Source organism: Acetobacter lovaniensis (assembly GCF_014207635.1).
Taxonomy (GTDB): Bacteria; Pseudomonadota; Alphaproteobacteria; order Acetobacterales; family Acetobacteraceae; genus Acetobacter; species Acetobacter lovaniensis.
On sequence record NZ_JACHIE010000004.1, the window covers coordinates 80600 to 106419 of the forward strand.

Here is a 25820-nt window from a genome sequence, read left to right on the forward strand (position 1 = left end):
GAGAGCTGCCCCATTCAGACTGAACGGGGCAGGATAAAAGACATTTTTAACGCGTCAGGTCGAATGAGTAGTCCGTAACACCCGGTTCGATCGTATCCTGATCCAGACAATCAAAGATTTTATCAAGGATTGTTACCAGAACACGCAAACCACCCTGATAACCCCATACCGGGAAACGGTGATGATGATGACGATCAAAAATCGGGAACATCAGCCGGATCAGAGGTGTTTTTGTATCGCGCTCCAGATACTTGCCATAGGAGTTACCAATCAGCAGATCGACCTCCTCCGTAGCCAGAAGCGAACGCATATGCCAAAGGTCACGCCCGCCCCAGGCTTTGCATCCTGCACCAAATGGCGAACTGTCAAACAGTTCCTGCATCTGGGCTTCCCATGCCTTGGAACCGTTTGTTGCAAGGCAGTGCTTGGGCTCACCACCCGTTTCGAGCACAAAGCGGGCCATGCCATAAACAAAATCCGGATCACCGTAGATGGCGTAGGTCTTTCCATGCAGCCAGGCCTGACTATCGGCCATGGCATCCACCAGACGCCCACGTTCAAGCTCCAGAGCTTCGGGCACAGGTTTGCCGGTCAGTTCGGAAATGCTGCCCAGCAGGTCATCTGTACCGCCAACACCTATGGGATAATGCAGGGATTTTGTTTTCTGGCCAAAGCTTGCGGCATAATCAAGCGTCTTGGGAGTGCAATATTCCTGCAAGGACAGTGTGGCCGAAGCATTGACCGCATTTTTGGTCGCTTCAATCGGGGTGCCGCCATCATACATGCGGAATTCACCATCCGAGGGCGTGTCAAACTGGTCAGACACATCTGAAAGGATCGTGTAATCCACGCCCATCAGATCCAGAACCCGTTTGAGTTCACGGTTATTACCAACAGCAAACCCATCAAAACCCGGAATAATGTTCAAAGAGCCGTTGGGGGTGGCTGTCTTGCCTTTCCAGAAATGCTCAAGAATTCCTTTGAGCATGTTGTCATAGCCGGTCACATGGCTACCAACAAAAGCCGGTGTATGAGCAAAAGGAACGTCAAAATCTGCCGGGACCGACTCTTTTTCCTTGGCTGTGGCAATAAAGGCATTCAGGTCATCGCCGATCACTTCTGCCATGCATGTTGTGGAGACAGCAATCATCTTGGGCGAATAAAGCTTGTAAGTATTCGCCAGCCCATCAACCATATTGTTCAGGCCACCAAACACAGCCGCGTCTTCCGTCATGGACGAGGAGACAGCCGAGGATGGTTCCTTGAAATGCCGGGACAGATGCGAGCGATAATATGCCACGCAGCCTTGCGAGCCATGCACAAAGCTCATGGTGCGCTCGAAACCCGAGGCCACAAACACAGCACCAAGCGGCTGGCATGCCTTGGCAGGATTGACGCTCAATGACTCACGGGCAAAGTTCTTTTCCCGGTAATCCCAGCTTTTTGTCCAGTCAGCAATCTGTGTAACCTGCTCGACCGGAGGCATGTTCTCGAACTCGGCCTTGCGAGCGAGCATTTCCTTATATTCAGGTTCCCGAAACAGTGGCGCATGGTCGAGAATTTTATCAACGGACTGTGGCATTGTCCTTGCTCCTCTTCAGGTCGCGGGTGCGCCAGACGGCACCACACGCCTGTTCAGTTCATTTTGAAGAAGCAGCGTCAGGCTGCTTCTTTTTTCCAGGGTGCCTTAAACAGGCCCCAGACCGGGTTGTTGATGGCCAGGTCCATGTCACGCGCGAAAATCGCAAAGCCGTCGTAACCATGATAAGGGCCGGAATAATCCCACGAGTGCATCTGGCGGAACGGAATACCCATTTTCTGCACAGGGTATTTTTCCTTAATTCCAGACCCGACAAGGTCAGGACGCATGCCTTCAATAAAACGCTCGAGCTCGTAGCCAGTCACGTCATCATAGATCAGCGTGCCTTCACGCACGTAGTGACCGGTGCGTTGGTAGTCATCGCTATGTGCAAATTCGTACCCTGTGCCGGTAATCACCATACCCAGATCATCATAGGCATTCACCACATGGCGCGGTCGCAGACCACCCACGTAGAGCATGACTGTCTTGCCTTCGAGCCGCGGCTTGTATTTGGCCAGAATTGCATCAACCAGAGGCTGGTACTTGGCAATCACACGCTCTGCGTTCGCCTGAATGGTCTCGTCAAACAGAGCCGCAATCTTGCGCAGGGAGGCTGCGATCTGCGACGGACCAAAGAAGTTATATTCCACCCAGGGAATGTTGTACTTCTCTTCCATATAACGACAGATGTAGTTCATGGACCGATAGCAGTGGATAAGATTGAGCTTGGCCTTGGGGGCGCGCTCCATCTCGGCCAATGTGGCATCACCCGACCAGTTGCCGACTACCCTCAGCCCGATTTCTTCAAGCAGAATGCGGGAAGACCAGGCATCGCCGCCAATGTTGTAATCTCCGATAACGTTGACATCGTAAGGAGTTGTTTCAAATTTATCTTCCGCACCCTCCTGGTTGAACACCCAGTCACGAATGGCGTCATTCGCAATGTGATGGCCAAGAGACTGCGAAACACCGCGAAAACCTTCACACCTTACAGGCACGATTGTTTTGCCGGTTTCTTTCTTTTTCTTGCGCGAAACCGCTTCAATGTCATCACCAATCAGACCGATCGGACACTCGGACTGAATGGAGATCCCTTTTGCCAGCGGGAAAAGTTCATCAATTTCATCAATGATCTTTTCGAGCTTCTTGTCACCACCAAAAACAATGTCACGTTCCTGAAAATCAGATGTGAACTGCATTGTTACAAATGAATCCACGCCGGTATTGCCAATGTAGTAATTCCGACGCTGCGACCAGGAATACTGACCACACCCGACAGGCCCATGGCTGATATGCACCATGTCCTTGACCGGCCCCCAGACCACGCCTTTCGAACCGGCATAAGCACAGCCGCGAATGGTCATGACACCGGGAATAGACTTGATGTTGGATTTGACGTCACATTCGCTTAGCGCACCATCCGCCTTTTCTTCGGCATCAGGGGTTGTAGAAACGCTCAGATGCTTCTGGCGACGCTTGCGGGATTTGTCCGGATACGCTTCCAGAACCTCTGCTATCAGGCGTTCAGGCAGCGTGGGGTCGTTGATGGTCCCTTCATCGAGGCTCATCGTCTTTCTCCTGGGTTTCGAGAGCGAAAAGCCTGACGGGTACGGAACAAACCCGACCCGCCCGGCTCAGGATCACGCTATTGCAGCGGCCGTTTTTTCAGCTTCCTTGGCGGCCAGTTCGGCCAGCTGCTGTTCCTCGGTCTTCATGATACCGAATTCGAGCAGCATTTCTTCCAGCTCTTCCATGGTAATCGGGGTAGGAATGGTCCCCTGACCCGAGTTTTCATGGATTTTGCGGGCCAGTTCACGATATTCCGCAGCCTGCTGGCTTTCCGGCGCGTATTCAATAACCGTCTTGCGGCGCAGTTCGGCATGCTGCACAATGTTGGCGCGCGGCACAAAATGAATAAGCTTGGAGTTCAGGCGCTTGGCCAGAGCATCAGCCAGATCATATTCACGGTCGGTCTGGCGTTCGTTGCAGATCAGCCCGCCCAGACGCACACCACCAGAATGGGCGTATTTCAAAATGCCCTTGGCAATGTTGTTGGCTGCATACAGCGCCATCATTTCGCCGGACATGACGATATAGATTTCCTGCGCCTTGTTTTCACGGATTGGCATGGCAAACCCGCCGCACACCACGTCTCCCAGCACGTCGTAGGAGACATAGTCTACATCATCATAAGCGCCGTTTTCTTCCAGAAAGTTGATGGAGGTAATAACCCCACGCCCTGCGCAACCTACGCCGGGCTCCGGACCACCGGATTCAACACATTTGATCCCGTTATAACCAACTTTGAGAACATCTTCGAGTTCGAGATCCTCTACCGAACCCGCTTCAGCAGCAAGGCTGAGAACCGTATCCTGCGCCTTGGCGTTCAGAATCAGACGCGTAGAGTCAGCCTTGGGATCACATCCAACGATCAGGATCTTCTGCCCCATCTCTACGAGAGCGGCGAGCGTATTCTGGGAAGTGGTCGATTTTCCGATCCCTCCCTTGCCATAAAAGGCGATCTGACGAAGCTTACCCATGATTTCGGTCCTGTATTGATGGAACTGCCTGTTTCGGACAACGCGTCCGACACACCCTGTTATCCCGCAAATACTGTGCCAAACTCTCCGTCGCACAGGCCCAAAACCATGAAATATGTAAACAGGGAGGATTTATCCGGACGAATCCGTTTCAAAATATCTCTATGAAAAAATTATATTTTTATAATGACACCCCAAAAACCAGTACCCCCTCCATCAACCTGCCCTTATGCAAGATTGTGGACATAATCTGCCCCGACAAGAGGAAGATCGAGCCGGGTAATCTGCATTTCGTCCAGAAAACGCCTTTCATTCCGTGTCAGTTCAACATCTGGCAGAATCGCGTAATGTGGCCCGCTCGAACGCTTCATGATCTGACGTGCATATGAACGCAGCATCTGGTCATCAAACCTGCATCCCAGAAACAAAAATCCGACCTGTGTACGGCGCTTTTGCACAATGTCAGGAATCGGCGTCTGAATGTCGAGTTCTGTCAGCACTTCGACATAATCTGAATCAGCGACCAGATAATGATGTGCCGGGGAAACGGAACCATGCGGTTTGTAAAGTACTGTTTTCCAGTCCGTTGCATTCTGCATGGTCACGGCATCGCCCTGTGCATCGTAGGCACAATACCAGGTAAAGTCCCGCACACCTGTCCGTGGAGTGCCCTGCACTTCTCCCCAGCGGTTACCGGCGACACAACCAAGAGCAACCCGCATGATCCCATCATACCATGTATCGACAATCATGGAGGGGGCACTCGCCGCCAGACTGAAATGTAGGGGAGAAGGGGCAATGGGAAGGGAAAATGCGCGGTCCATCAGGGCATCGAGTGTCTGGCGGTAGCGTTTGCTTTCAATATACTGTGCCGCAGCCCACGGATTACCCCTGGCACGCTTTGGCAACGCCACATGCCGTGCAAAAAAATCAGCCAGTTCCTTTGTATTGGACGGAACAGGGCTGTCCGTTTCCTTACTCTGTCCCGCAGCCTGTGCAGACTGTTTTTGTAGATCGAGAGCAACCGCCGTCATGCCGGGGCCAAGATAGGGTACCAGATGTCCTGCACTGATCCGTGCAAAAAGATGATCCCAGCTGATCATAAACCCCCCTCCTCGCCAATACGACGCGCATTGACCGTTACCGGCAATTTTGTTTCGTGTTCCATGGAAGGAAGTTCAAGCACCCAGCCGTTTTTAAGCCGGACCCACCCACCCCACAACGTTTCTTTTTCCTGGGCGACCACCGGCTGCTCCAGATCTTTTTTGGGTACATAAACCGACAAACCCCGGTCATTCCGGCGCAACATCACCTTCATGGCATTTTCCTATTCTCAGTTTCCGCATGAAGTTCGCGAGCGCGCATGCCAACAATGGTGCCGCGTTCTACAAACTCGACCGCGTAAATATAGTAACGCTGCAAGAACACACCGATATCCCGCACGTACCCGACATCACCTTTGTGAACGAGCATTTCTCCAATTTCACGACCAGCAAAAGTTCCGTCATTCTTGACATATCGTGTTGCCCGGACTTTAGCGCCGGGCATGAAAACAGGCTTGCCGCGTGTTTCTACTTCTTCCTCACGTCCCAATCCCATGATCTTCCCCTTCTGGATGACCTGTCTGCTTTTCCTCGGCGAGACGACGCGCAACCAGATCACGAATGATTTTTTCCTCATCATTTTCCAGCGCTGCAAGCATCGGGTATGGCAATCTTTCAATTGACGTAAACCGGACCCGAATATCGGGATCATGTGCGAGCTGGTGCAACAACCCCTCCTGCGCACGCGTAGCAACAATCTGACGCACGGTTGGTTCAGGGTCGGATGCAAGGGCTGGCAGATATTTCAGGTCAATGCCCCGCGCCACCCAACGGCGTACGTCAGGCTCAGGATCATGCACCGCACCAACAAGGCAACTCGCTGACAGACGTCTTACGACAATAAGACGTACAAACCAGTCCTCATCAGCCAGCATTTTCATCAGGGCTTTACCGCCAAGGCGGCTTGCCACCGCAATGCGCACCCGCCTGTCCGGATCGTTTGCCAATGCTTCAATCCGCGCTACAGGCAGGCGCAGAGCAACACCTGCCCGGACTTCGGCATCGGGATCGTTAATCAGTGCTGGCAGACGGAATACGGATGCAAACCGCACTGCCAATGTCCGCACTTCAAAATAGGGATGATCAAGATAATCATTAGCCCCTGAGGGATTTTCACGGAAAAATCTCTCTATCCGGCGTGCGCGTGCATCACGCACACAGACACGCCCGCGACGGCACCGGCCATCACGGTGCAACTGTTCATGGCGGCAACCCTGACATTGCAGTTTATGGCCGAGCCAGTCATGCGGTTCGGCTGTCTCCCAGGCGGAAATATCCCTGAGCTGATCGTCTCCGCTGGCATGATCTGGCACGGCCGCTGGAGTCCTCAGGCTGGAATGCAGGTCTTTGGAACAGGGCAGACCGCAGCACATTGCGGTGTATCAAACTGCCCCTCGCATTCAGTGCATTTTTTGGCGTTGATCACATACAGATCATTCTTGAGAGAAATTGCCGCATTGGGGCATTCAAATTCGCAAGCGCCACATACAGTGCATTGAGACGTAACAATTTTATAAGCCATGACTTCAACCTTTCATAAAAACTACTGTTAGATCAAGCGCTCTGGCGCTGTTCCTGTTGCCCGTTCAGCTGTTCGTACCAATGACCTATCCCCTCTTCAATCCATTCAAGGGCATAGACATCCGTTGCAACAATTCCTGCCGCCGCCAGAGATTCCTTGGGGCAGTCACCAATTTTTCCGCAAAGCACAGCGCTTACTCCCTCCAGAGCGGCTATGACCCCGTCCAGAGTTGCATCCTCTCCCCAACCGCCCTCACAGTACTGTTCGGTTTTGCGGTGCCCGACAAACTTGATTCCCTGACTGGAGACTTCATAAATCTGGAATTCCGTAGCATGACCAAAATGCTGGTTAATGCGCCCACCACCTTTTGTCGCTATTGCGACCAGCGCGACCGGAGCCTGTTGAACTTCCACCAGAGATTCACTTGCTGCACGTTTGGCCGCTTCATGTTCTCCGCGCATTTCCGCAACAAGGGCACGATAATTCCCCCGACGGGATGGATCATAGGCAACAGCCTCTTCCAGCTGATCCAGCGTAAACTCCTGACCACGGTCCTCGCCCAGCAGCCCTACGGCATCAGCCCGGCACTGCCTGCAATGCCGCATAAGCTTTGCGCCATCCTCCAACTGATCCTGCAAAGCCTTGAGTTCAGCAGGCGTGGGGCCGCGCTGACCGGTCAATCCATAATGGGTGCCATGCGCCGGGTCGGAAATAAGTGGCATGATATTGTGCAAGAATGCGCCTTTTTCCTTAACAACCCTGTTGACCTCCATCAGATGCGTATCATTCACTCCCGGGATCATGACTGAGTTGATCTTGGTGAGAATACCACGCGCGGTCAGCATCTCCAGACCGAGCATCTGCCGTTCATGCAGGATTTTTGAGGCGTCCAGCCCTGTCCAGCGTCGATTTTTATAAAAAATCCAGGGGTAAATCTGCACACCGATCTCAGGATTAACCATGTTGATGGTAATTGTGACATGATCAATGTTCATGTCCGCAATTTCGTCCACATGATCAGGCAGAGCCAGACCATTGGTGGAAAGACACAGTTTAATATCTGGAATATCCGCCGCGATCAGCCCAAATGTGTCGCGTGTTTTTTTCCAGTCATAACAGGCGTCTCCTGGTCCTGCGATCCCAAGCACAGAAAGCTGCGGAACCTCATTGGCGACGGTAATCACCTTGCGCTGCGCTTGCTCTGGTGTCAGTTTTTCCGAGACAACACCGGGCCGACTTTCGTTTGCGCAGTCATATTTTCGGTTACAGTAGTTACACTGAATGTTACATGCAGGAGCCACAGCCACATGCATCCGCGCAAAATAATGATGCGCTTCCTCCGAGTAGCATGGATGATCCTTGATTTTTGCCCATACTTCGTCAGGCATGGAATCCGGTTTGTCTGAGCTCCCGCACTGAGACGACGAGCACCCGCCCGAGAGCGCTGCACGCATGGTTTCTGCATCACTACCTGCAAAATTCTGCAGGCCGATCAACTGCCCGGCCATCTGCCCTTCTCCCCTTTGTTGCTTAGCAGAAAAGCCGCAAAATTCGTGCCAAACTGCACAGTGGCTTTAAATAAAGGGGGGATGAATTTACCGGGGATAATCCCTGCAAGGCATGCTGCGCACAACCATGACAGCGCCACATAAAAACGGATTAGTTTAAAAAAACAAATCCTGACGTTCTGATTCAGAACTTTTTGATCGAGATTCCATTTTTACGCAGAGCATATCCAACCTGCCGTGGAGTCAGACCAAGGATACGTGCCGCTTTGGCCTGAACCCACCCCGCTTTTTCCATGGCATCTTCAAGCATTTCCTTCTCCGAACGTCCGGGCGCTGTCGTATCGACCGAAGCGGATGGCGCAGACTCTTCGCGCATGGGAAGCAGAAGGGATTGCTTGGCAGAAGAGGATAGAACACTCTCCGCCCCACCAACCTGCCACAACACAGAAGAGAGACAGCCATCGCTATGACAGGCAAAATCATCCTCGCCAATAACGCTCCCGCGTGACAGGGTCGCCGTACGCCGGATACAGTTTTCCAGCTCACGCACATTCCCCGGGAAATAACAGCCACTTAAAACGGCAAGCCCATTGGAATCAATCTGCAATTCAGTACCATTTTCCTGATTGAAACGATCCAGAAACTCCTTTGCCAGCAAAGGGATATCTGTTGGACGTTCCCGCAGGGAAGGTAGAAAAACAGGGATGACGCTGAGCCTGTAATAAAGATCGGCACGGAATTTGCCTTTGGTTACCGCGTCTTCCAGGTCCCGGTTGGTCGCTGCGACAATACGCACATTCACCTTTAAGGTGCGTGTGCCCCCGACCCTTTCAAATTCACCTTCTTGCAGAACACGCAAAAGCTTTGCCTGAAAAGATGCTGAAATCTCACCAATTTCATCAAGAAACAATGTACCGCTGTCGGCCAGCTCAAAACGGCCTTTTCTAGCCGCAACTGCTCCGGTAAATGCTCCTTTCTCATGCCCGAACAACTCAGATTCAAGAACCGTTTCGGGCAGGGCTGCGCAATTGAGCTTGACGAATGGCGCCTTGGAACGCGGTGAAAACTGATGCAACGCACGGGCAAAGACCTCTTTGCCGGTTCCAGACTCCCCCCGTAGAAGCACCGTGGCGTTACTGCGCGCAACAATGCGGATTTTTTCCACAATCGCTGTAATGGCAGGGCTTTCCCCCACAATACGGACATCTGCCGTGTCGGCATGCACTGCGGCCCCCAGCTTGGCCACCTCGGTCCGGCGATCCAGATCGCCCATAAGCCTTTCGCGGTCACGCTCAACCAGCCTGTGCAGACGCACGGTCTGCCCGATCAGGTGCCCAACCATGGCCAGCAGACGTGTATTCAGTGCGACAACCGGAGAGTCTGAAGAAAAAGCCTTACAATCCACGACCAGAATACCAATAATGCTATCCCGTCCGGGAATGGGCACACCAATCAGGCCCACCTGCCGGGGATTGACGGCCCACGCAGGTTTTGCCCGAAAACCGATAGTCTGGTCATTGGCAATGTCCGGTATAATCAGGGGGGCTTTGTGCGTAACGATATGACCGAGAACCCGCTCCGGCATGGACATGAAATAATCACGGGAAATAACAGGATCTCCGTGTGAGCCTACAATCCGCTCCACCCGGTCTCCTTCACCAAGCAGCACACACACGCACGCGTTCATATCAAGAAAATTCTCAAGCGTTGCAAACACCTGAACAAGCATAACGCCCAGTTCAATGGGGGAGCACAGTATCCGGGAAATTTCATATAACCCGGACAAAGCAACTTCAGCGCTTGTCTCCGTTATGCCAGTGGCACCAGACATAATGCCCTGACTTTCTTTTCGTAGCGTCATGTCATTTTTCCCGCAACCGCATGATCACCCAACTGACCCTGTGGGCCTCCGACATCGCCCCCTACAGCACACCATGAAACGATTCCGAAACGAATAGACTTATCAATATACTTTTTTCTGATCCAATAGTTGAAAAAATATCCCTTGATCTCATAAATTTTTATAATGATTTTCAAGTCTTTTTGAATGGTTATGGCAGAATACAACCGTGTATCGCCTAAGCGCCTCTTCCACGTAATAAATTTTTCCGCTTTCTTATAAAAGATGGCGCAATATTCAAAATATCCCGATATTTTGCGACCGTCCTGCGCGCAATAACAATCCCTCGTTCACGAAGCTGGCGTACAAGATCATCATCCGAAAAAACCGCTTTTGGTCCTTCATCCGCCACCAGACGGCGGATAATCTCTCTCACGGCTTCAGCACTATGTGCCTGCTGTGTGTTCCCGGCCAGAACGGATGAGAAGAAAAACCTCAGGGCAAAAAGCCCCTGTGGCGTTGCAACAGCTTTACCCATAACCGCCCGGCTGACAGTGCTTTCATGCACGCCAACGCCCTCCGCCACATCCTTGAGCGTAAGGGGCACAAGCCCCGATGCACCATGAACCAGAAAAGCTTCCTGCCGCCGGAAAATCTCCCGCGCCACGCGCAGAAGCGTATTGCAACGCAATTCCATGCCACGGACAAGCCAGTGCGCCTGCGTGCGCCACTGCTCCAGAAAGCCGGAAACTTGACGATCCTGCGGCCGTATGCCCTGCCCGCGCAGGCTCACCCGTGTCTGCAGGTCATGAGCCAGCATAACTCGTGGCAACGTCTGGGCATTCAGTTCCACCACCCAATCGCCATGCCCATCAGCACTCACAACGAGATCGGACACCCGCACGGGTACCATATCGGCCCCGGCATCAAACCCCGGCTTGGGATTAAGCCGCTTAAGCTCAGCCACCATGCTGTCCAGCGTAACCTGATCCACATTGCACTGCCGCGCAAGACGCAGCATCTCACCACGGGCCAGCATATCCATATGGTCCAGCAACTTTTCCATCGCATGATCCAGACTACCACGTTCCTGAAGCTGTACAGCCAGGCATTCACGCAAGGAGCGGGCAAAAATGCCTACGGGCTCAAACCGCATCATATTCTGGCGTACCCGCTCTATGTCCTCCGCCGATTGCCCCGTGCGCTGCACAAGTACATCCAGACTGTCCGTAAGGCGACCTGCGGCATCCAGAGCTTCGATCAGATAAGCACCAATCAGCATATCCTGCTGGCTGGCTGTGGACAGACGGAGTTGCTCATACAATTGATCCGTCAGGGAAAGTGGAACATCAGGCAAGCGGGCCGTACCGTCATCATCTCTTTGCCCGCTCTGGACAAACATATCCGCCCGCCCGCGTTCAAACCGTGCGGGAGAAGAAATGGCAGGGTCAACGGAAGGAAGCTCAAGAAACGGATTGGAGGCTGCCTGTTCCTCCAGATAAGCCTGCAGGTCCGCATTGGTAAGGTGAAGCAAATGGAGCGCCTGACGCATCTGCCCGTTCATGAACAGACCCTGGCCTTGCCGCATTTCCTGACCTTGCAACATCAGCCTGCATCCTGCCCGGTCATTTGTATCCGGCAGAGAAGATATCTTCCCATGGACATCAGCTGTCCTCCCCGTTGTTTCATGAAACGTTGCTAGGAAAAACGTTTCATGAAAACCACGCAAAAACCGTGCCAGATTTTACGGTATTGTAAAAAACTCCTCCTTACAGGGTACAGTGCCACCAGTGGTATCTGATCAGGCGACACCCACCATAACGTCAGAGGCCTTGATAACGGCATAAACAGCCTCACCATCCTTCAGCCCGAGTTCTGCCACGGCTTCGTTGGTAATGGCGGCCATGACAATGACACCACCGGCAATTTCGATACTAACGTGAGACGTGGTCGCACCTTTTTCAATTTTACTGACTGTACCTTTGATCTGGTTGCGTGCGCTGATTTTCATGATTTTTTCTCCAAAAATTTTTATCGGATATCTATTCCCATTTGGATATAGATATAGTATTCAAGGGACTTTCCGCTCCCTTTTCGTATCATGCCATTTCCTGATCGCAATGACATACAAAAATTTCCTGTGCACAAACGGAATATTTTTGGCACGTTTTTTGCTGTTGTCACGGATACAGGCTGTTCTTGGAATGATGTCATGAACTCACCTCGTTATTATAACGACACGAATGGTATGAACCTGACATTCCCACCGCCCCGCCTTCTGCTGGCCTGCTGTGTGATTCTGGGGCTTTTCCTGCCCATCATGGCTCGGGCGGAACAGGCCCGCATTGCCATTGCCGCGAACTTTATTGGCCCGTCCAAAGAACTGATCGCGGATTTCATGCACAAAACGGGCGATGTGATTATTCCCAGTTTTGGCTCAAGCGGCCAGTTCATGATCCAGATTGAACAGGGTGCCGACTACGATGTCTTTTTGTCGGCCGATGAAGCCAAACCCGCAAAACTGCTCAGGGATGGGTTTGGCGTTGATAAAAGCCAGTTCACCTACGCCATTGGCAAGCTGGCGCTCTGGAGCAATACCCCCGCCTACCCGGCAAACGAAAACACATTACGCGCCGCCCGTTACAGCCATCTGGCCCTTTGCAAGCCCGACATTGCCCCTTACGGCGCTGCGGCCGTAGCCACACTCGCGCAGTTGCATCTGGAGCAGTCCCTCCAGTCCCGTATTGTCATGGGTATGGACATTGCCCAAGCGTACCAGTTCGTCCAGAGCGGCAATGCGGAGTTGGGGTTTATCGCACTCTCGCAACTGCACAACCAGCCTTCGGGCACAGTCTGGGTTGTTCCGTCCACACTTTATCCCCCCATCCGCCAGAACGCGCTTTTACTCAGGCAGGGGGAGCAGAACCCTGCGGCACGCGCTTTTCTGGCCTATCTGCGAAGCAAACCCGCACAGGCCATTATCGCCAGCTATGGGTATGACGTACCATGATGGGAACAAACACCCTGTTTGACCCCAACAGTATTTTTACAGCATTGCGCCTGAGTGTTACGCTTGCCTGTGTTACAACGGTCATGGCACTCGGTATTGGTGTGCCTCTGGCATGGTGGCTGGCTAACCGGCGCAACTGGTGGCGCGATGTGTGTTCCAGCATCATCACACTTCCTCTGGTACTGCCCCCAACGGTTCTGGGCTTTTATCTGCTCCTTGCTCTTGGACCATCAGGACTTGGCGCGCTGGCTGCCCACATAACCGGCAGATCAACCTTTGCGTTCAGTTTTGCCGGTTTAACTGTGGGCTCAGTTATTGCCGCCCTGCCCTACATTGTACAATCCACACAAGCCGCTTTTGAAACCACTGGCCGCAAACCGCTTGAAATCGCCTACACGCTGCGCACTCCACCATTCCGTGCATTCCTGAGTGTTGCGCTGCCTTTGGCCGCTCCGGGTATTATCGCCGGGGCTGTTATTGCCTTTGCCCATACAATAGGCGAATTCGGTCTGGTATTGATGATTGGGGGGGATATACCCGGCCAGACGCGCCTTTTATCCATCATGCTCTTCGATAATGTGGAAACCGGAGACTGGGCCTCTGCCCATGCCATAGCGGGAGGCATGGTGGCATTTGCCTTCGTGACCATTCTGATCCTGCGCCTGACACAAAAACGCCTGACTGCACGCCCCTCATGATACCCCCTTCTCTCCTGCAATCAGGGCTGTCGGTCCATTTTAACGGTCCTATCAACCAGCTTGCCATAAATATCCGCTTCGATATTGCCACGCCTGGCATAACAGGAATTAAAGGCCCGTCGGGGTGCGGAAAAACCAGCCTGCTGCGCGCCATTGCGGGCCTGCATCATTTTCCACAAGGCTACTGCCGTCTGGCTGAGGAAATCTGGCAGGACGACACTGTTTTTCTGCCCCCATGGAAACGCCCGATCGGCTACGTGCCTCAGGATGGCGGGTTATTTTCCCATCTGAGCGTGAAAAAAAACCTGCTCTTTGGGATGCGTCTTATCCCCGAAAAAGAGCCATTTTTTACGGAGATTGTTGACGCCCTTCACCTCCAGCCCTTGCTTGACCGCAATACGCATGCCCTCTCTGGGGGAGAGCGCCAGCGCGTGGCCATAGGTCGCGCCTTGCTGACACAACCCAGACTACTGCTCATGGATGAACCTCTGTCTGCTCTGGATCTGGATATAAAAACTGATATTCTTTTTTACATAAAAGATTTTTTAGAAAAATGTAAAATACATACACTCTACGTCTCGCATGATGCGGAGGAACTGCGCATGATTACCACCCATATTCTTGACTGGCGATCAATCCAGAATACGGTCCTGAAGAAATGAGACCGTCTGATAGGCATCAAAAGCATCCTGCAAACAGGAAATGAGACCTTTTCCACCCAACCATACAGGACCGCACAGAAGTGCAGCCCTATGCGCATGGTCTATTTGCCCGTTTGTGGAGGTTCCACCAGAGACAAACGATCTTTATTGGTTCGGGCTATTCTTTCAACCAACCAGTCTATGAATTTGCGGGAAGCCTCCGCCGGATCATCTCCGTAATGGCATTGTTCATGCCATTGCTCCACCTCCGAGCCTTCCAGCCCCTGCGCGACCAGCCAATGCGTTATAAGACTATGCCGCAATGAATGTCGGCTTGCACTCTGCCCACCCCGCGTGGACATCCAGTGGTAAGCCAGTACACCCAGATCACTCATCAGTTCCCTGACGTAACTGCAAGAATGGGTTTTTACGCGGTAATCGGCATACCATTTTGTAAAATATTCGGGAGACATGGGAGGAGAAATACCATATCCCTGACCATAACGGCAGCCCAGATGGTAGATGGCCTCGATCATGTCATCATCCTCCAGACCTTCCACGATAACCAGTTCATGAAAATCAACGCCCATATCCAACACGGACTTGACCATGCTGAATGTCTGGAGAGGCGCTGTACGGATATTCCGCAAAAGCCCCTGATCAACCTTGATAATATCAAATGGCAGGGAGGAAAGGCGGAGCAGGTTACTATACCCTGACCCCAGATCATCAATGGCAATCTTGACCCCTATCGCCTTGAATTTCTGGATGGCTATATCCTGCAATGTCGGATCGATCATCTGTGTTTCCAGCAGTTCGACCGTTAACTGCTCGGGTCGGATATTATAACGCTGCAAGGCGCTCTCGACCCACAAGGGACCATCTTCATTCAAAAGATAAGTGGGCGGCATATTCACGGCGAGGTTGATGATCTGTCCAGCATTCTGCCACTGCTGCAACAGGCTCAGAGACTCCTCAAGCCCCATGTGGAACAGCCTGTCGAGTTCATTCTGCCCGAGCAGAGACAAAAAACTCCCCGGCTCGATAATGATTCCGTTTGTATCCTGAATGCGAACAAGTGCTTCAACTTCCAGCAATTTTCCCGTACGCAGGTTCACAATCGGCTGAACGTACATACGCAGCCCATCGCTGAACAGCCTGTCCCTCAGATGGCAGGACTGTTCTTCCGTCACGGCGGAACCACGGGGAAAACAGCACCGCATCCACATCTGTTCCCAGCGATGTTGCAGACTGCGGGCAAACTGCTGCATCCGCTGTGTTTCAAACTGGTTTGGACATGCCCCAAACAGAGTCAGCACAACCGCCACCTGCTCCTCTTCCACAGAAACAGGGATGCTGATGGACGAAGAGATGCCCAGAGCCTGCATCATATCACGCCATGGCGCCGCATTGGGGTTTGTGAAATAAGAGGCGCAGCTCTGCTTCTGTCGTGTCCGCCATGCCAGGCCGGTAACAGTATTACCAAATACCGACTGTGCATTCACAACAGGCTGGCTGATTCTCTCCTTGAGTTTTTGAGTCAGTCGTGCGCCAGCACTGCCCCCACTATGCTCCACAACCAGTTCACCAGCCGGGTTCATCCGGAATAGCAGGACAGCCTGAATACCCGGCAGGTTGCCCAAAACCTCCACACCCTGCGCGCTCACATCCGGCCAGATACACCCTGCGGCGGGCAAACGGTCTGCAAGAAGAGCAAAATATTTTTCCTCAACCTTTTGCCCGGCTTCAAGCTGCGCGCCTTTATCATCTTGCAAGCGCATTTCGGTGGTCAGGAGAATATGGTACCTGTCATATGCGCGTAACAGGGCTTTATCCAGACCATCAATCAGCAAACGTCTGTAAATACTGTAAGCTTCCCCCAACAGGGCAGGAGGAATGCCACAGAGCAGGTGAATGGCGCCCAGCTCTGCCGCCTGTTGCAGAATATCCTGTCGTTGCGTTTCTGCTCCCAGCAAAAAATCCAGATGTGCGGCCTGTTTCTGCTTCAGATGCTCAAGCTGCTCTGGTGTCAGGGCAGACAGAATGAAGCGCGCCTCGCTCATTGTTGCCAGACTGTCGTAAAAACATTCGATAAAACTCTGCCGTATCCGGACCAGAAATGTTTTGGCGCGTGTCAGCAATTCCGCAGATTCTGGCCCATATGGGTTAAAAGCCGCCTGTTCCACGACTTCCTCAGCCGGTAACTGCCGGGTGCTGTCGGCCATGCACCACCAGTTCTGACGGCTGGGCTTGTTCTGTTTGGACAAATACAAGGCCGCATCGGCGCGACGTAAAAGCGTGTCGGGGTCTGCACCATCAACCGGATACAGGGCCAGCCCCAGAGTCATGCCGACCATGACAAACGCATTCTGTGCAATGGCAAATGGTGTTTCTACAGCCTTGTGCAGATTATCCAGAATTTTCGTAGCCTGGGTTACCCGTAACAGCGGGTCCAGATTGTCCAGCACAATGACAAATTCGTCGCCGCCCAGACGGGCAACATAATCCGTATGCCTAACATGCTCCTGCAAACGACGCCCAAGGGCCTGCAAAAGGCGATCCCCCGCCTCATGCCCATAATCGTCATTCACCTGTTTGAAATCATCCAGATCCAGTATGCCTACTGCAAACGAACTACCCTGCCGGACCGCACGGGCCATGACCTGTGGCATGTATTCTTCCAGCGCCAGCCGGTTGGGCAGACCTGTTAACGGGTCATGCCGTGTGCGCCTTGCTTCCTCATTCTGGAGTTTTTCCAGTCTTTTCTGGCCATCCAGTTTATCCAGCGCATGACCCAGCAGGTCCGATACCTTCTGGCACAGGCCAATGCACTGTTCATCGAACATATCTGTTCTGGCCGACACGAACGAAATAACGGCCCAGCGCTCTCCTCCCCGCCAGATCGGGACCGCCAGCACCGCACGCCACTGATTGCGATACAGAAAATCGTACCACGGAGTGTTTTTCTGCTCTTCCAGTTCATCGTTACTGCAAACCAGAGTCTGGCTGTCCCATGCCTCCACAGCGACAGGAAACCGGGGCAAGCTCTCATGGAAGCCAAACTTCAGGTTGGCGATTCCTTGCGCACCAGCTCCCATGCAGGAGAGGATATGCAACGTGTCGGACTCATCCTTCCGACCAATCCAGACCGCATGGAAAAGCGCATCAGATACCAGATCAGCACATATTTTATCGCACATCTCGCTTTCGGAGGAAGCCTGCAACACGGCGTCGGCCGCGTTGAGAAGCGCACGATACAGTCTCTGCACTAAATCCAGATTTGTTGCATTCTCCATAAAGCAGCCTAGAACCTTCCTGAAAACGCATGCATTGCGCAAAAGCAAAAGTACACAATACCAAAATATGTTTACAATTCGTAACCATCATAAAAAATAAACAAACACATAAAGAAATAATGTTATTATTCACATACTATGTATTTAATAATTAAATACATTATCATACAAAAAACCGTACTCTCCTGTGCAAACAGGCAGACTCCCACGTGTTTTTAAATACCAAAGATCACTCCACACTCACATCTATGCCAGAGCGGCACGCCCCGGCACCCTGCTCCTCAAACCTGCCCAGACCCCACGCACTTCAGCCTCTACAGACAACCACAAGATCAGGCATCTGGTTCCTTTTCTTTCGGCATTTCCATAACTTTGATGCAACTGGCGAAAATTTTCCCGTTCAAAAAACTGTCACGCACAAACCGACGGGACACATCTGCGGGTTTGTGCTGGCCATCGGACCTGTTTTTATTATCGTCCAGCACAACAGCGCCTGTTTTGGGATCAAAATACCCGAAATCGCATAAATGCGGATTTCTGATATCCGCCATAATATCGAACAGATGGCATTTATACTCCCCAATCCAGATTTCCGTTCCCTTGCGGTTGGAAATATCGGGGTAATTGAACGTCAGTCCACGTGCATGGAAAAAGTCAAAAATACCTCCCATAAGACACTGGGTTGCCTTGACCTCACGCGGGTTGAACTCAAAACCATAATAAAAATGCTTCTGATAACGGATTTCGTCTGTGGGCAGGTACTTCTGGTTAAACAGACCCATAAATTTCTGCAGGCCGTTAGGGTTCGCCCTTACCTTGACAGGATCCTCATGAAAGAGGGCTGTTCCACGGTAATTGAAGAACACGGGAACGATAATATGTTTTGGGTTTTCCCACATGGGAAATCTCCTAAAGACCTGACCACACAATACATAATTCCAGTTTGTTACGATTCTGTCAGCTCTGGCAAGCTGCCTGCACTCGTAACCCCCAAACCAAAATCATCAACACCCAATATCGCCGAGAGAGGCCGCAACATGCAAGCAACCTTACGACCGCACAACCGGCTTTGATAGCTTTACCTTAACACCTGACCGGACAAGGTATGACACCACACGCCTCCAATTACCTTCTTATACTATTTTCGTATAGAGCATTCCTCCTCGTACCCAAACGCATTCTACCCTGGCCGCCTCCATAACTGGACGGTAACGGGGCAGACTTTATGGACCTCCGTCGCACCCTCCGGGTCGGGCATTTTTGCTGCACGGCTTATCCGCCACCCTTATAGGCACTCTGGTGGCGTAGATTTGGCGACCACCACCCCCAGCGCAGCGGCTGCGGATATGATACCAGAACAGGATACAAAAACCTGAAACAGCTCTGTGCGGCAAAACAGGCAAAGCCAGACCGGAGCTGTATGTGTTTAAAAGCGCACGGTTACACTTCCATGCGCACCACTACTTTCGGCCGGGCCACCGTACTGCCCCACATAAGACACTCCGATATCAATTCTGTCTGTCAGTCTGACACTCCCCCCCACATCCATGACCACCGCGTCCGGGCTGAGAGATATACCCGCAACCTCCATGCCATATGCGCCAGCCCCAATGGCAAACACCTCATGCGTTGTGGCTGTCAGTATACCAAAGGCATGCCGGTAGCCCAACAGGGCATGCGGGGTAACCCATACCCCATGTGTCTGGAAAGACGCTGAAGCCCGCACCCCGAATGTTGCAAACGTAACCCCACTGGCCATTGCCCGCCCACGCAGTGCCGCAACACCCCCCTGCTCCCGAAAGGAACTGGTATGCTGGTTTACGTATGCCACGTTGCCGAACGGTACCAGAACTGCCCGGCCCATATGGAACCGATAGCCCAGTTCACCCGTACCCTGTGCGGTGCCACCATCATAATGGCTCGACAGGGAATTACCAAAACCCGCAAACGTCACCTGACGTGAAAGGGAAAGCAGGTTCCATGCGTAGTCCGCCTCCACATGCAGACGCCACCCGCCCCAGCGAGCCCCCACATACCCCCCCAGCGTTATGTTGTTGCTCCGGCCGGACGCGCTGCGCCCTCCGCCGTCCACCATGGAACGGCCATAACTGACCAGCCCCCCGATCCGCCACCGGGCCTCCTCCCCCAGAGGCGTATCCGCCCCCACGATCAATCCAGAGGTAGAGTGGCGCAGGCTGGCCGCATTGCCATCACCGCTATTGTTGCCAAAACCACCATAGGCCTGGCTCCACAACGCGGCGCGATCTGCCACACACCCCTCATCCGTACCGCGCACGAGCCGCACGCCCATCCCCCGTGCGCTTTGCCCTGCTGGCCCGTTATCGCACCAGGCTCCGGCCAGCCGGTCAGAAACAGCCTGCCGCACATACATGGAATCCTGCAGGAGAAGTGTGCGCATGGACGCATGGATTTCGCCCGACAAGGCATCCAGAGCCCCATCCACCACACGGGTGCCACCAAGCTGCACCACTGCACGCACAACGGAGCTGTCCACAGCCATCCCCTGCAACCCGTTCCCTGCGGCCCGCTGGTTCCGTGTCTGCGCCACGGCGGCAAAAGGTACGGCATTACGCAACAACTGCAGGTTTACCGTATTTGCCGTATAAAGCAGGGAAGGCGACAAAAATGGATAGGCGCCCGCCTGTTCAAAACTCACCCCCTCATACTGCCCGCTCACCCCCTGAGCGGCGGATAACAGGGTATATTGCTCCCCGTAATGCAGGTTTTGCTCGACTCCCAGCAGACGCACGGTACCGCCGGACAGGCTCGCACTCCCCGTAACCTGCACCAGCCCCTGCGTAGTGGACAGGCTATTAACCAACAGGGAAGAGCCCTGATTCATGCTCAGATTCCCCACCACATGCAACGCTCCCCCCGTACTGCCCATACCGGGAGACAGACCCCCACCAGAAGCCACCGTTGTTGTACCAACGCTGCCCACCCCGGCCAGAATCGCCCCGTCATACACATTCACCGGACTGACCACCCCACCATCAACCTCCAGCACCCCGGACTGCACATCCGTCCCCCCGGTATAGGTATTGGCCCCGGATAAAATCAGTGTTCCCTCCCCGAGCTTGGCCAGCCCGCCATTGCCCGTGAGCATGCCGGACAACACCGCCGTTCTGCCATTCGTATCAAAGGTAGACTGCACACCACCGGTCAGTTGCATGGTCATGTCCGTGTTCAGGCCGGAATTGATCAGCCTGATGCCCCCACCAGCCAAAATCAGATGCGATTGTCCCCCGCCCCCCTCCTGATCCACCAGCGCACTGAGCGTTTGACCATTGGCAGTCCTGTCCCCCAACACCAGCATGCCACCGGACTGCAGAATAAGGCTGCCATCTCCATCTACCCTGTCACCACCAAAATAGACCTGCCCGCCCACGACCAGCGTACCGCCATTGCTGACCTGTGTGGTGCCCGTGCCTCCGACTATCCCCGTGCCACCATTGACGTAATAATCACTGCTTGCCTGCAAAAGAGAATTGGCACCATCAACCGTTACAGTGCCCACACCATCACCATACAGACCAGCAGCGACTGTGCCCGCCAGAACCTGCCCGCCACTGGTGATGTTAAGAGTGCCGTAGGTTTTATTTGTCGTGCCGAAGAACGGACTGCCATAATTGCCATTATCGCCCGTTCCCACCACCAGAATGCTCTCTGGCGATGTCACAATCCGGGAACCCGCACCAGAAACATTGACAAGACCATTCCCCCCGCTCCAGCCAACCTGCATCACCGCGTGGTTGAGAAGCAGGCCCCCTCCCCCCTGAATGGACAGGGAGCTGGTACCCGAAGTTTTAAAGCCAACATAAACCTGTGCGGTGGACTCGACCGTAGCCCCTGCCCCCACAATCTCCAGCGTAGCGCCCCCATCCACGCAGAGCGGGGAAGGGGCTATCGTGTCCGAACAGTTCCCGACCGGAACAAAAAAGTTTTCCTGACCACTCACCCTATATGTTGTCTGGCTCCCGGTCAGATACAGAGTATTCTCTGCGTGGGCAGCTTTCTGGAACGCCACGCTCAGCACGACCAGAAGACCCGGAACCAGACCTGTCACAACGAACAGACGAACCTTGGGACAAGAAAACAGTACAAATACAGTGCTATTTTTCCTTATGGAAACACCTGCACGATCAAATTTCATGCGCCTGTATTCCTTATCAGGTTAATACCGCTATTCAGGAATTTGTCTCAACAATAAAAACAAACAAAAATATATTAATCGTTAAAAAAACGGTTATTTACATTCATTTTGTAAATTCTATATTTTTTTAATTTCTCACAAATACTTATGTTTAAAATTTATTGACTGCATGTTTTTGTTTTTATTATTTTAACTTGATATATTCTTCACTCTAATGTCAGATGACCACGTTCCAGCCATTCCAATCTCTGGCAGCCCTTTCCCCTACCGGGAAACGCAGCCATGCAACAGAAAACCTTTCCACCCGCGTATCTCTGACGGCATCAGAAAACGGAAACACCAAAAAGGACTCTTCCCCTGTTACATCATCTGGATAGTCTGCTTCAGCATTACGGGTACGGTATCGTCACCCTGCTTGTCCTGATGGAGAGCATGGGTCTGCCTGTTCCGGCCGAAACCTGCATTATCACCGCATCGCTGTACTGCCTCAAAACCCACCATCTGGCCATTCAGGGTGTTGCTCTGGCGGCCATTGCCGGGGCGATCATCGGAGATAATCTCGGCTATCTGATCGGACGGCATTTTGGGCTTCCGCTCCTGCAAAAACATGGAAGCAGGGTTGGCCTGACCCCCGAGCGGCTTGTGCTTGGCCAGTATCTGTTTCGCCACCACGGTAGCGCCATTGTTTTTCTGGGGCGGTTTGTTTCTGTCCTGCGCGTTTTTGTCGCCCTGCTGGCCGGAGCATGTAACATGCACTGGAAGCGCTTCATGCTTTTTAATGCGCTGGGCGGCACATGCTGGGCAGGCGGGTACGCAATGGGCACCTACCTGCTGGGACGTAAAATATCGGAAGTTTCTGGTCCGACCGGCATAGCCATAGGGGTGTTGACCGTGATTGGCCTGCTTGGCTCGGGTCTTTTTTTACGCAAGAACGAAACACGTCTGACACAACTGGCCCTTGCGGAAGAAAAGCGCATCGCATCCCCGGCGTAAAGCATGGCCGCCGCAGTACAAAAGGTCGGCCCAGCCCTACCGTAATGGTCTGCACCTGATGCTGTTGCGAAACGGTTCCGTTTCGTTTATTTAGGAATCAACCATAACCCCATCATCACGACAGCAAGGATTGACCGGTATGGGAGGAAGACATCATGAACCAGACCGTCGGCCCGGCACCTTGCTGCCGCCTGAATGGTAACCAATCCCGTGCCGTACACGCGCTCACTGCATAATCCGGAGCATTCTGGCCACCACACTCCGGGTTCTCCACATGCGCGTATGGCGGCGGCACGCACGGCTCTGGAGCGCATTGGCTGCGATCTGAAAAAACCTGCAAAAAATGTTGTGTTCCGGCAAGGTGAAAATGCCGATTTTATCTATTTCCTACAATCCGGAGCAATCCGACTGGATTACCAGCTTGAGAATGGCCGTAGTCTGGTGCTCGATTTTTTGTGGCCTGGCAGGTTTTTCGGCATTATGGAAGACGCAGTTTACGCATGGTCGGCCATTACACTGGTGGATGTGCACCTCAAGTGCCTGCGCCGGAGTGCTGTACAAACCCTTGCCCGGAATTATCCGGATATAACGGACTTACTGCTCAAACAGAAAACAGCCGCCCTCATGGCGGCCAAAAACCATATCGTTCTTATGTCCCACCCAACGGCAACAAGCAAACTGATCGGTTTTTTACTCGCTTACAGCAAACAGCCGGAATACTTCAATCAAACGACACAGGTGTTAACACTGATTATGAGCCGCAAGGATATTGCCGATTATCTGGGCATGACATTTGAGACAGCCAGCAGAATTTTCAAATATCTGGAAACCAGGAATTACATCAAAAAAATCAATCACCGGCAGATACAACTCAACATGCACATGCTGCGGAAGCCATAACGCGCACGGATCAGGGCAGAAGTAACCGCTGGGATGCCTGCCAGGTCTTGTCAAACGGCTGGGAGCGGTGCGTAATCTTGACCATCAGGGTCGCACCAAGCCAGAGCTGGTATAAAGCTCCCGCCAGCGCCTGAGCTTCCATACCGCGCTGCACCGAGCCCTCCGCCTGCCCTTCTGCAATAGTGCGGGCAATGCGGTCTATGGCTTTGGCTGTACCGGTATCCAGAATTCTGCGCATACGCTCGGACAGGTCAGATACTTCGGCCGCCAGTTTAACAATCAGGCATTTATCGCCTGTTTTTCCGTCCACATGCGTTTCCTGCCAGAAGCGGAAATACGCAAATAACTGGTCCGCCGCGTTGCCGACATCGGGTGAGAACAGAGTGTCCATTTTCTGCAGATAATCATCCATGTAAATCCGCAAAAGTTCTTCACCAAAAGCTTCCTTCGAATCAAAATAATGGTAAAATGATCCTTTAGGAATACTTGCAGCCTCCAGTATCTGGGAAATGCCTACAGCAGAAAAACCACGTTCCCCAACAATAGATCGCGCGGCTTCTACAATACGCCTTTTGGCTGCATTATGCTTTTCTACAACATTCATGCGTATTCAATAGAGTATCCACAGAGCCCAGTCAATACAACTAGACCGATTGGTCTACAAAATTCCGTTTTTACTCTGCCGTATTCTTTAGCGCCATCCATGCAACAGGCAGCCCCTCTCTCTTCAGGTTCCACATGCCCGTCGCATTGCTGCTCATACGCTTAACTTGCTGTGCAAAGAGCACAGAATCTGTTCCAATTACAGCATGGCCATTGCACAGACATCCACGACATCCCCGATCAGGAAGGTTTTGACCGTCGTTCTGTTCAACCTGCTTGTCTATATTGTTATAGGCATGCCCAACGCAGTCCTGACAATTTTTGTGCATACAACACTGGGCTACAGCACAACGCTGGCCGGCCTGACCTTTGCTCTGCAATATCTGGCCACCTTTGCCGCCCGCTCCTCCGCCGGGCGTCTGGTAGACAGAATAGGCCCAAAACCCGTGGTTATTGGCGGATTGCTGAGCTGTGTCTGTTCCGGCCTGCTCTTGGGGTGGGCTGGCCTGCTGCACAACACTCCGCCTGCCTCCCTTGGTATTGTGCTGATCAGCCGCCTTTTTCTGGGCTGGGCAGAAAGCTGGACAGCAACAGGTGTCATCATATGGAACATCCACCGCGTGGGCGCTGAAAACACGGCACTGGCCATATCGTGGAACGGAATCTGCTCTTACGGGGGCATTGCTCTGGGGGCTCCGGTTGGTGCCGTACTTGCTCTTCTGCCTGCCCCGTATGGGGGACTTGTCTCGGTTGGCGCCCTTTCTGCCGCATTGCCGCTGGTCGGGCTTGCCCTTATTGGCTTTTACCACGGAGCCCAGCCCCACCCCTCCACTGAAACACCCATTGCCTTCAGCAAGGCGTTACATCTGGTTCTGTGGCATGGTGCGGCCCTTGCCGCAGGCTCCATTGGGTTTGCGGCCATCTCGTCTTTTCTGGCCCTATATTATGCGGCCCATCAATGGAACGGAGCCGCTACGGCACTTGCTGTTTTTGGCACGGTGTTTGTGTGCATCCGGTTTTTCTTTGCAGCACAGATCAAACGGCGCGGGGGTGTGCTTGTCTCCATTGTTTCCCTACTGGTCGAGGCCATAGGGCTTGTTGTCATTGGTGTTTTTCCGTCCCATACCTGTGCGCTGCTGGGGGCGGCTTTAACGGGAGCAGGTTTTTCACTCCTGTTCCCCGCACTGGGAGTTCTCGCGGTTAACAAGGCTGGCCCTCATAACCGCGGTGCTGCGTTAAGCGCTTATTCCATCTTTCTGGACCTGGCCATTGCGTGCTCAGGCTTTACACTGGGGCCGATTATTGAACTTGCTGGCTATCCTGCCATGTTCCTCGCCAGTGCCACCTGCTGCCTGATCGGAGCCGTCATCAGCCACCTGTTAGCACGCGCACCAGACCACGCCTGAAGGC

The 25820-nt window shown here is 53.0% G+C and carries 22 protein-coding genes; 6 read left to right on the forward strand and 16 right to left on the reverse strand.

The genetic code is table 11. The features are described from left to right. Nucleotides 1–46: 46 nt before the first annotated feature. The 12 genes from nifK to HNR55_RS06320 form a co-directional block, all read right to left on the reverse strand. On the reverse strand, nucleotides 47–1582 hold the full coding sequence (gene nifK / locus HNR55_RS06265; protein WP_166114123.1) for a nitrogenase molybdenum-iron protein subunit beta: 1536 nt from the start codon (nucleotides 1580–1582) through the stop codon (nucleotides 47–49). 77 nt (nucleotides 1583–1659) lie between these two features. Beyond that, a complete protein-coding gene (nifD, locus tag HNR55_RS06270) occupies nucleotides 1660–3150 on the reverse strand; it encodes a nitrogenase molybdenum-iron protein alpha chain (protein WP_166114120.1) in 1491 nt (496 codons plus the stop codon). Between the two features lie 72 nt (nucleotides 3151–3222). Next, complete coding sequence (gene nifH / locus HNR55_RS06275) at nucleotides 3223–4122, reverse strand: nitrogenase iron protein (protein ID WP_166114117.1); 900 nt, start codon at nucleotides 4120–4122, stop codon at nucleotides 3223–3225. 227 nt (nucleotides 4123–4349) lie between these two features. Further along, the gene (locus HNR55_RS06280; protein ID WP_166114115.1) at nucleotides 4350–5225 is read right to left on the reverse strand and encodes an SIR2 family NAD-dependent protein deacylase; all 876 of its coding nucleotides are present in this window, start codon (nucleotides 5223–5225) and stop codon (nucleotides 4350–4352) included. Beyond that, a complete protein-coding gene (gene nifT / locus HNR55_RS06285) occupies nucleotides 5222–5440 on the reverse strand; it encodes a putative nitrogen fixation protein NifT (RefSeq protein ID WP_166114112.1) in 219 nt (72 codons plus the stop codon). The genes HNR55_RS06280 and nifT overlap by 4 nt, the downstream gene beginning before the upstream one ends. Then, nucleotides 5437–5721 (reverse strand): nitrogen fixation protein NifZ, encoded by a 285-nt coding sequence (locus HNR55_RS06290; RefSeq protein WP_166114110.1) that lies wholly within the window; start codon nucleotides 5719–5721, stop codon nucleotides 5437–5439. The genes nifT and HNR55_RS06290 overlap by 4 nt, the downstream gene beginning before the upstream one ends. Beyond that, nucleotides 5705–6538 carry a 4Fe4S-binding leucine-rich repeat protein gene (locus tag HNR55_RS06295; protein WP_253545285.1) on the reverse strand — a complete coding sequence of 278 codons (834 nt, stop codon included), beginning with the start codon at nucleotides 6536–6538 and terminating at the stop codon, nucleotides 5705–5707. The genes HNR55_RS06290 and HNR55_RS06295 overlap by 17 nt, the downstream gene beginning before the upstream one ends. Before the next feature lie 14 nt (nucleotides 6539–6552). Beyond that, nucleotides 6553–6747 carry a 4Fe-4S binding protein gene (locus HNR55_RS06300; RefSeq protein WP_166114104.1) on the reverse strand — a complete coding sequence of 65 codons (195 nt, stop codon included), beginning with the start codon at nucleotides 6745–6747 and terminating at the stop codon, nucleotides 6553–6555. Nucleotides 6748–6779: 32 nt separating this feature from the next. Further along, nucleotides 6780–8255, reverse strand: coding sequence for a nitrogenase cofactor biosynthesis protein NifB (gene nifB / locus HNR55_RS06305; protein ID WP_166114101.1), 1476 nt, complete (start codon nucleotides 8253–8255; stop codon nucleotides 6780–6782). Nucleotides 8256–8439: 184 nt separating this feature from the next. Continuing rightward, nucleotides 8440–10116: a nif-specific transcriptional activator NifA gene (gene nifA / locus HNR55_RS06310; RefSeq protein WP_242005514.1), complete on the reverse strand. Its 1677-nt coding sequence runs from the start codon at nucleotides 10114–10116 to the stop codon at nucleotides 8440–8442. 217 nt (nucleotides 10117–10333) lie between these two features. Continuing rightward, nucleotides 10334–11701, reverse strand: a complete 1368-nt coding sequence (rpoN, locus tag HNR55_RS06315; RefSeq protein ID WP_166114098.1) for an RNA polymerase factor sigma-54 — start codon at nucleotides 11699–11701, stop codon at nucleotides 10334–10336. Nucleotides 11702–11896: 195 nt separating this feature from the next. Then, nucleotides 11897–12106 carry a TOBE domain-containing protein gene (locus HNR55_RS06320; RefSeq protein ID WP_166114095.1) on the reverse strand — a complete coding sequence of 70 codons (210 nt, stop codon included), beginning with the start codon at nucleotides 12104–12106 and terminating at the stop codon, nucleotides 11897–11899. A 201-nt stretch (nucleotides 12107–12307) separates the two neighbouring features. Here HNR55_RS06320 and modA point away from each other — a divergent pair, with 201 nt between their 5' ends. Genes modA through HNR55_RS06335 form a run of 3 tightly spaced genes read left to right on the forward strand, consistent with a single transcriptional unit; the run spans nucleotide 12308 to nucleotide 14465 of the window. Next, complete coding sequence (gene modA / locus HNR55_RS06325; protein WP_198911915.1) at nucleotides 12308–13105, forward strand: molybdate ABC transporter substrate-binding protein; 798 nt, start codon at nucleotides 12308–12310, stop codon at nucleotides 13103–13105. Continuing rightward, nucleotides 13102–13803: a molybdate ABC transporter permease subunit gene (gene modB, locus HNR55_RS06330; protein WP_242005513.1), complete on the forward strand. Its 702-nt coding sequence runs from the start codon at nucleotides 13102–13104 to the stop codon at nucleotides 13801–13803. Before modA ends, modB begins: the two co-directional genes overlap by 4 nt. Continuing rightward, on the forward strand, nucleotides 13800–14465 hold the full coding sequence (locus HNR55_RS06335; RefSeq protein ID WP_166114092.1) for an ATP-binding cassette domain-containing protein: 666 nt from the start codon (nucleotides 13800–13802) through the stop codon (nucleotides 14463–14465). Before modB ends, HNR55_RS06335 begins: the two co-directional genes overlap by 4 nt. 101 nt (nucleotides 14466–14566) lie before the next feature. On the opposite strand, the gene HNR55_RS06340 is transcribed toward HNR55_RS06335, so the two are convergent. The 3 genes from HNR55_RS06340 to HNR55_RS06350 form a co-directional block, all read right to left on the reverse strand. After that, a complete protein-coding gene (locus tag HNR55_RS06340; RefSeq protein ID WP_166114089.1) occupies nucleotides 14567–17740 on the reverse strand; it encodes a bifunctional diguanylate cyclase/phosphodiesterase in 3174 nt (1057 codons plus the stop codon). Nucleotides 17741–18072: 332 nt separating this feature from the next. Further along, nucleotides 18073–18522, reverse strand: coding sequence for a hypothetical protein (locus tag HNR55_RS06345; RefSeq protein WP_166114086.1), 450 nt, complete (start codon nucleotides 18520–18522; stop codon nucleotides 18073–18075). A 644-nt stretch (nucleotides 18523–19166) separates the two neighbouring features. After that, complete coding sequence (locus HNR55_RS06350; RefSeq protein ID WP_166114083.1) at nucleotides 19167–21914, reverse strand: autotransporter outer membrane beta-barrel domain-containing protein; 2748 nt, start codon at nucleotides 21912–21914, stop codon at nucleotides 19167–19169. Nucleotides 21915–22346: 432 nt separating this feature from the next. On the opposite strand from HNR55_RS06350, the gene HNR55_RS06355 reads away from it, so the two are divergent. Together HNR55_RS06355 and HNR55_RS06360 are read left to right on the forward strand one after the other, a co-directional pair. Further along, the gene (locus HNR55_RS06355; protein WP_242005512.1) at nucleotides 22347–22907 is read left to right on the forward strand and encodes a DedA family protein; all 561 of its coding nucleotides are present in this window, start codon (nucleotides 22347–22349) and stop codon (nucleotides 22905–22907) included. Nucleotides 22908–23102: 195 nt separating this feature from the next. Beyond that, nucleotides 23103–23807, forward strand: coding sequence for a Crp/Fnr family transcriptional regulator (locus tag HNR55_RS06360; RefSeq protein WP_166114080.1), 705 nt, complete (start codon nucleotides 23103–23105; stop codon nucleotides 23805–23807). Nucleotides 23808–23817: 10 nt separating this feature from the next. On the opposite strand, the gene HNR55_RS06365 is transcribed toward HNR55_RS06360, so the two are convergent. Beyond that, the gene (locus HNR55_RS06365; protein WP_166114077.1) at nucleotides 23818–24411 is read right to left on the reverse strand and encodes a TetR/AcrR family transcriptional regulator; all 594 of its coding nucleotides are present in this window, start codon (nucleotides 24409–24411) and stop codon (nucleotides 23818–23820) included. Nucleotides 24412–24616: 205 nt separating this feature from the next. Here HNR55_RS06365 and HNR55_RS06370 point away from each other — a divergent pair, with 205 nt between their 5' ends. Further along, entirely contained in the window at nucleotides 24617–25816 is a 1200-nt protein-coding gene (locus HNR55_RS06370; RefSeq protein WP_166114074.1) for an MFS transporter, read from the forward strand. The last annotated feature ends 4 nt before the right edge of the window (nucleotides 25817–25820 follow it).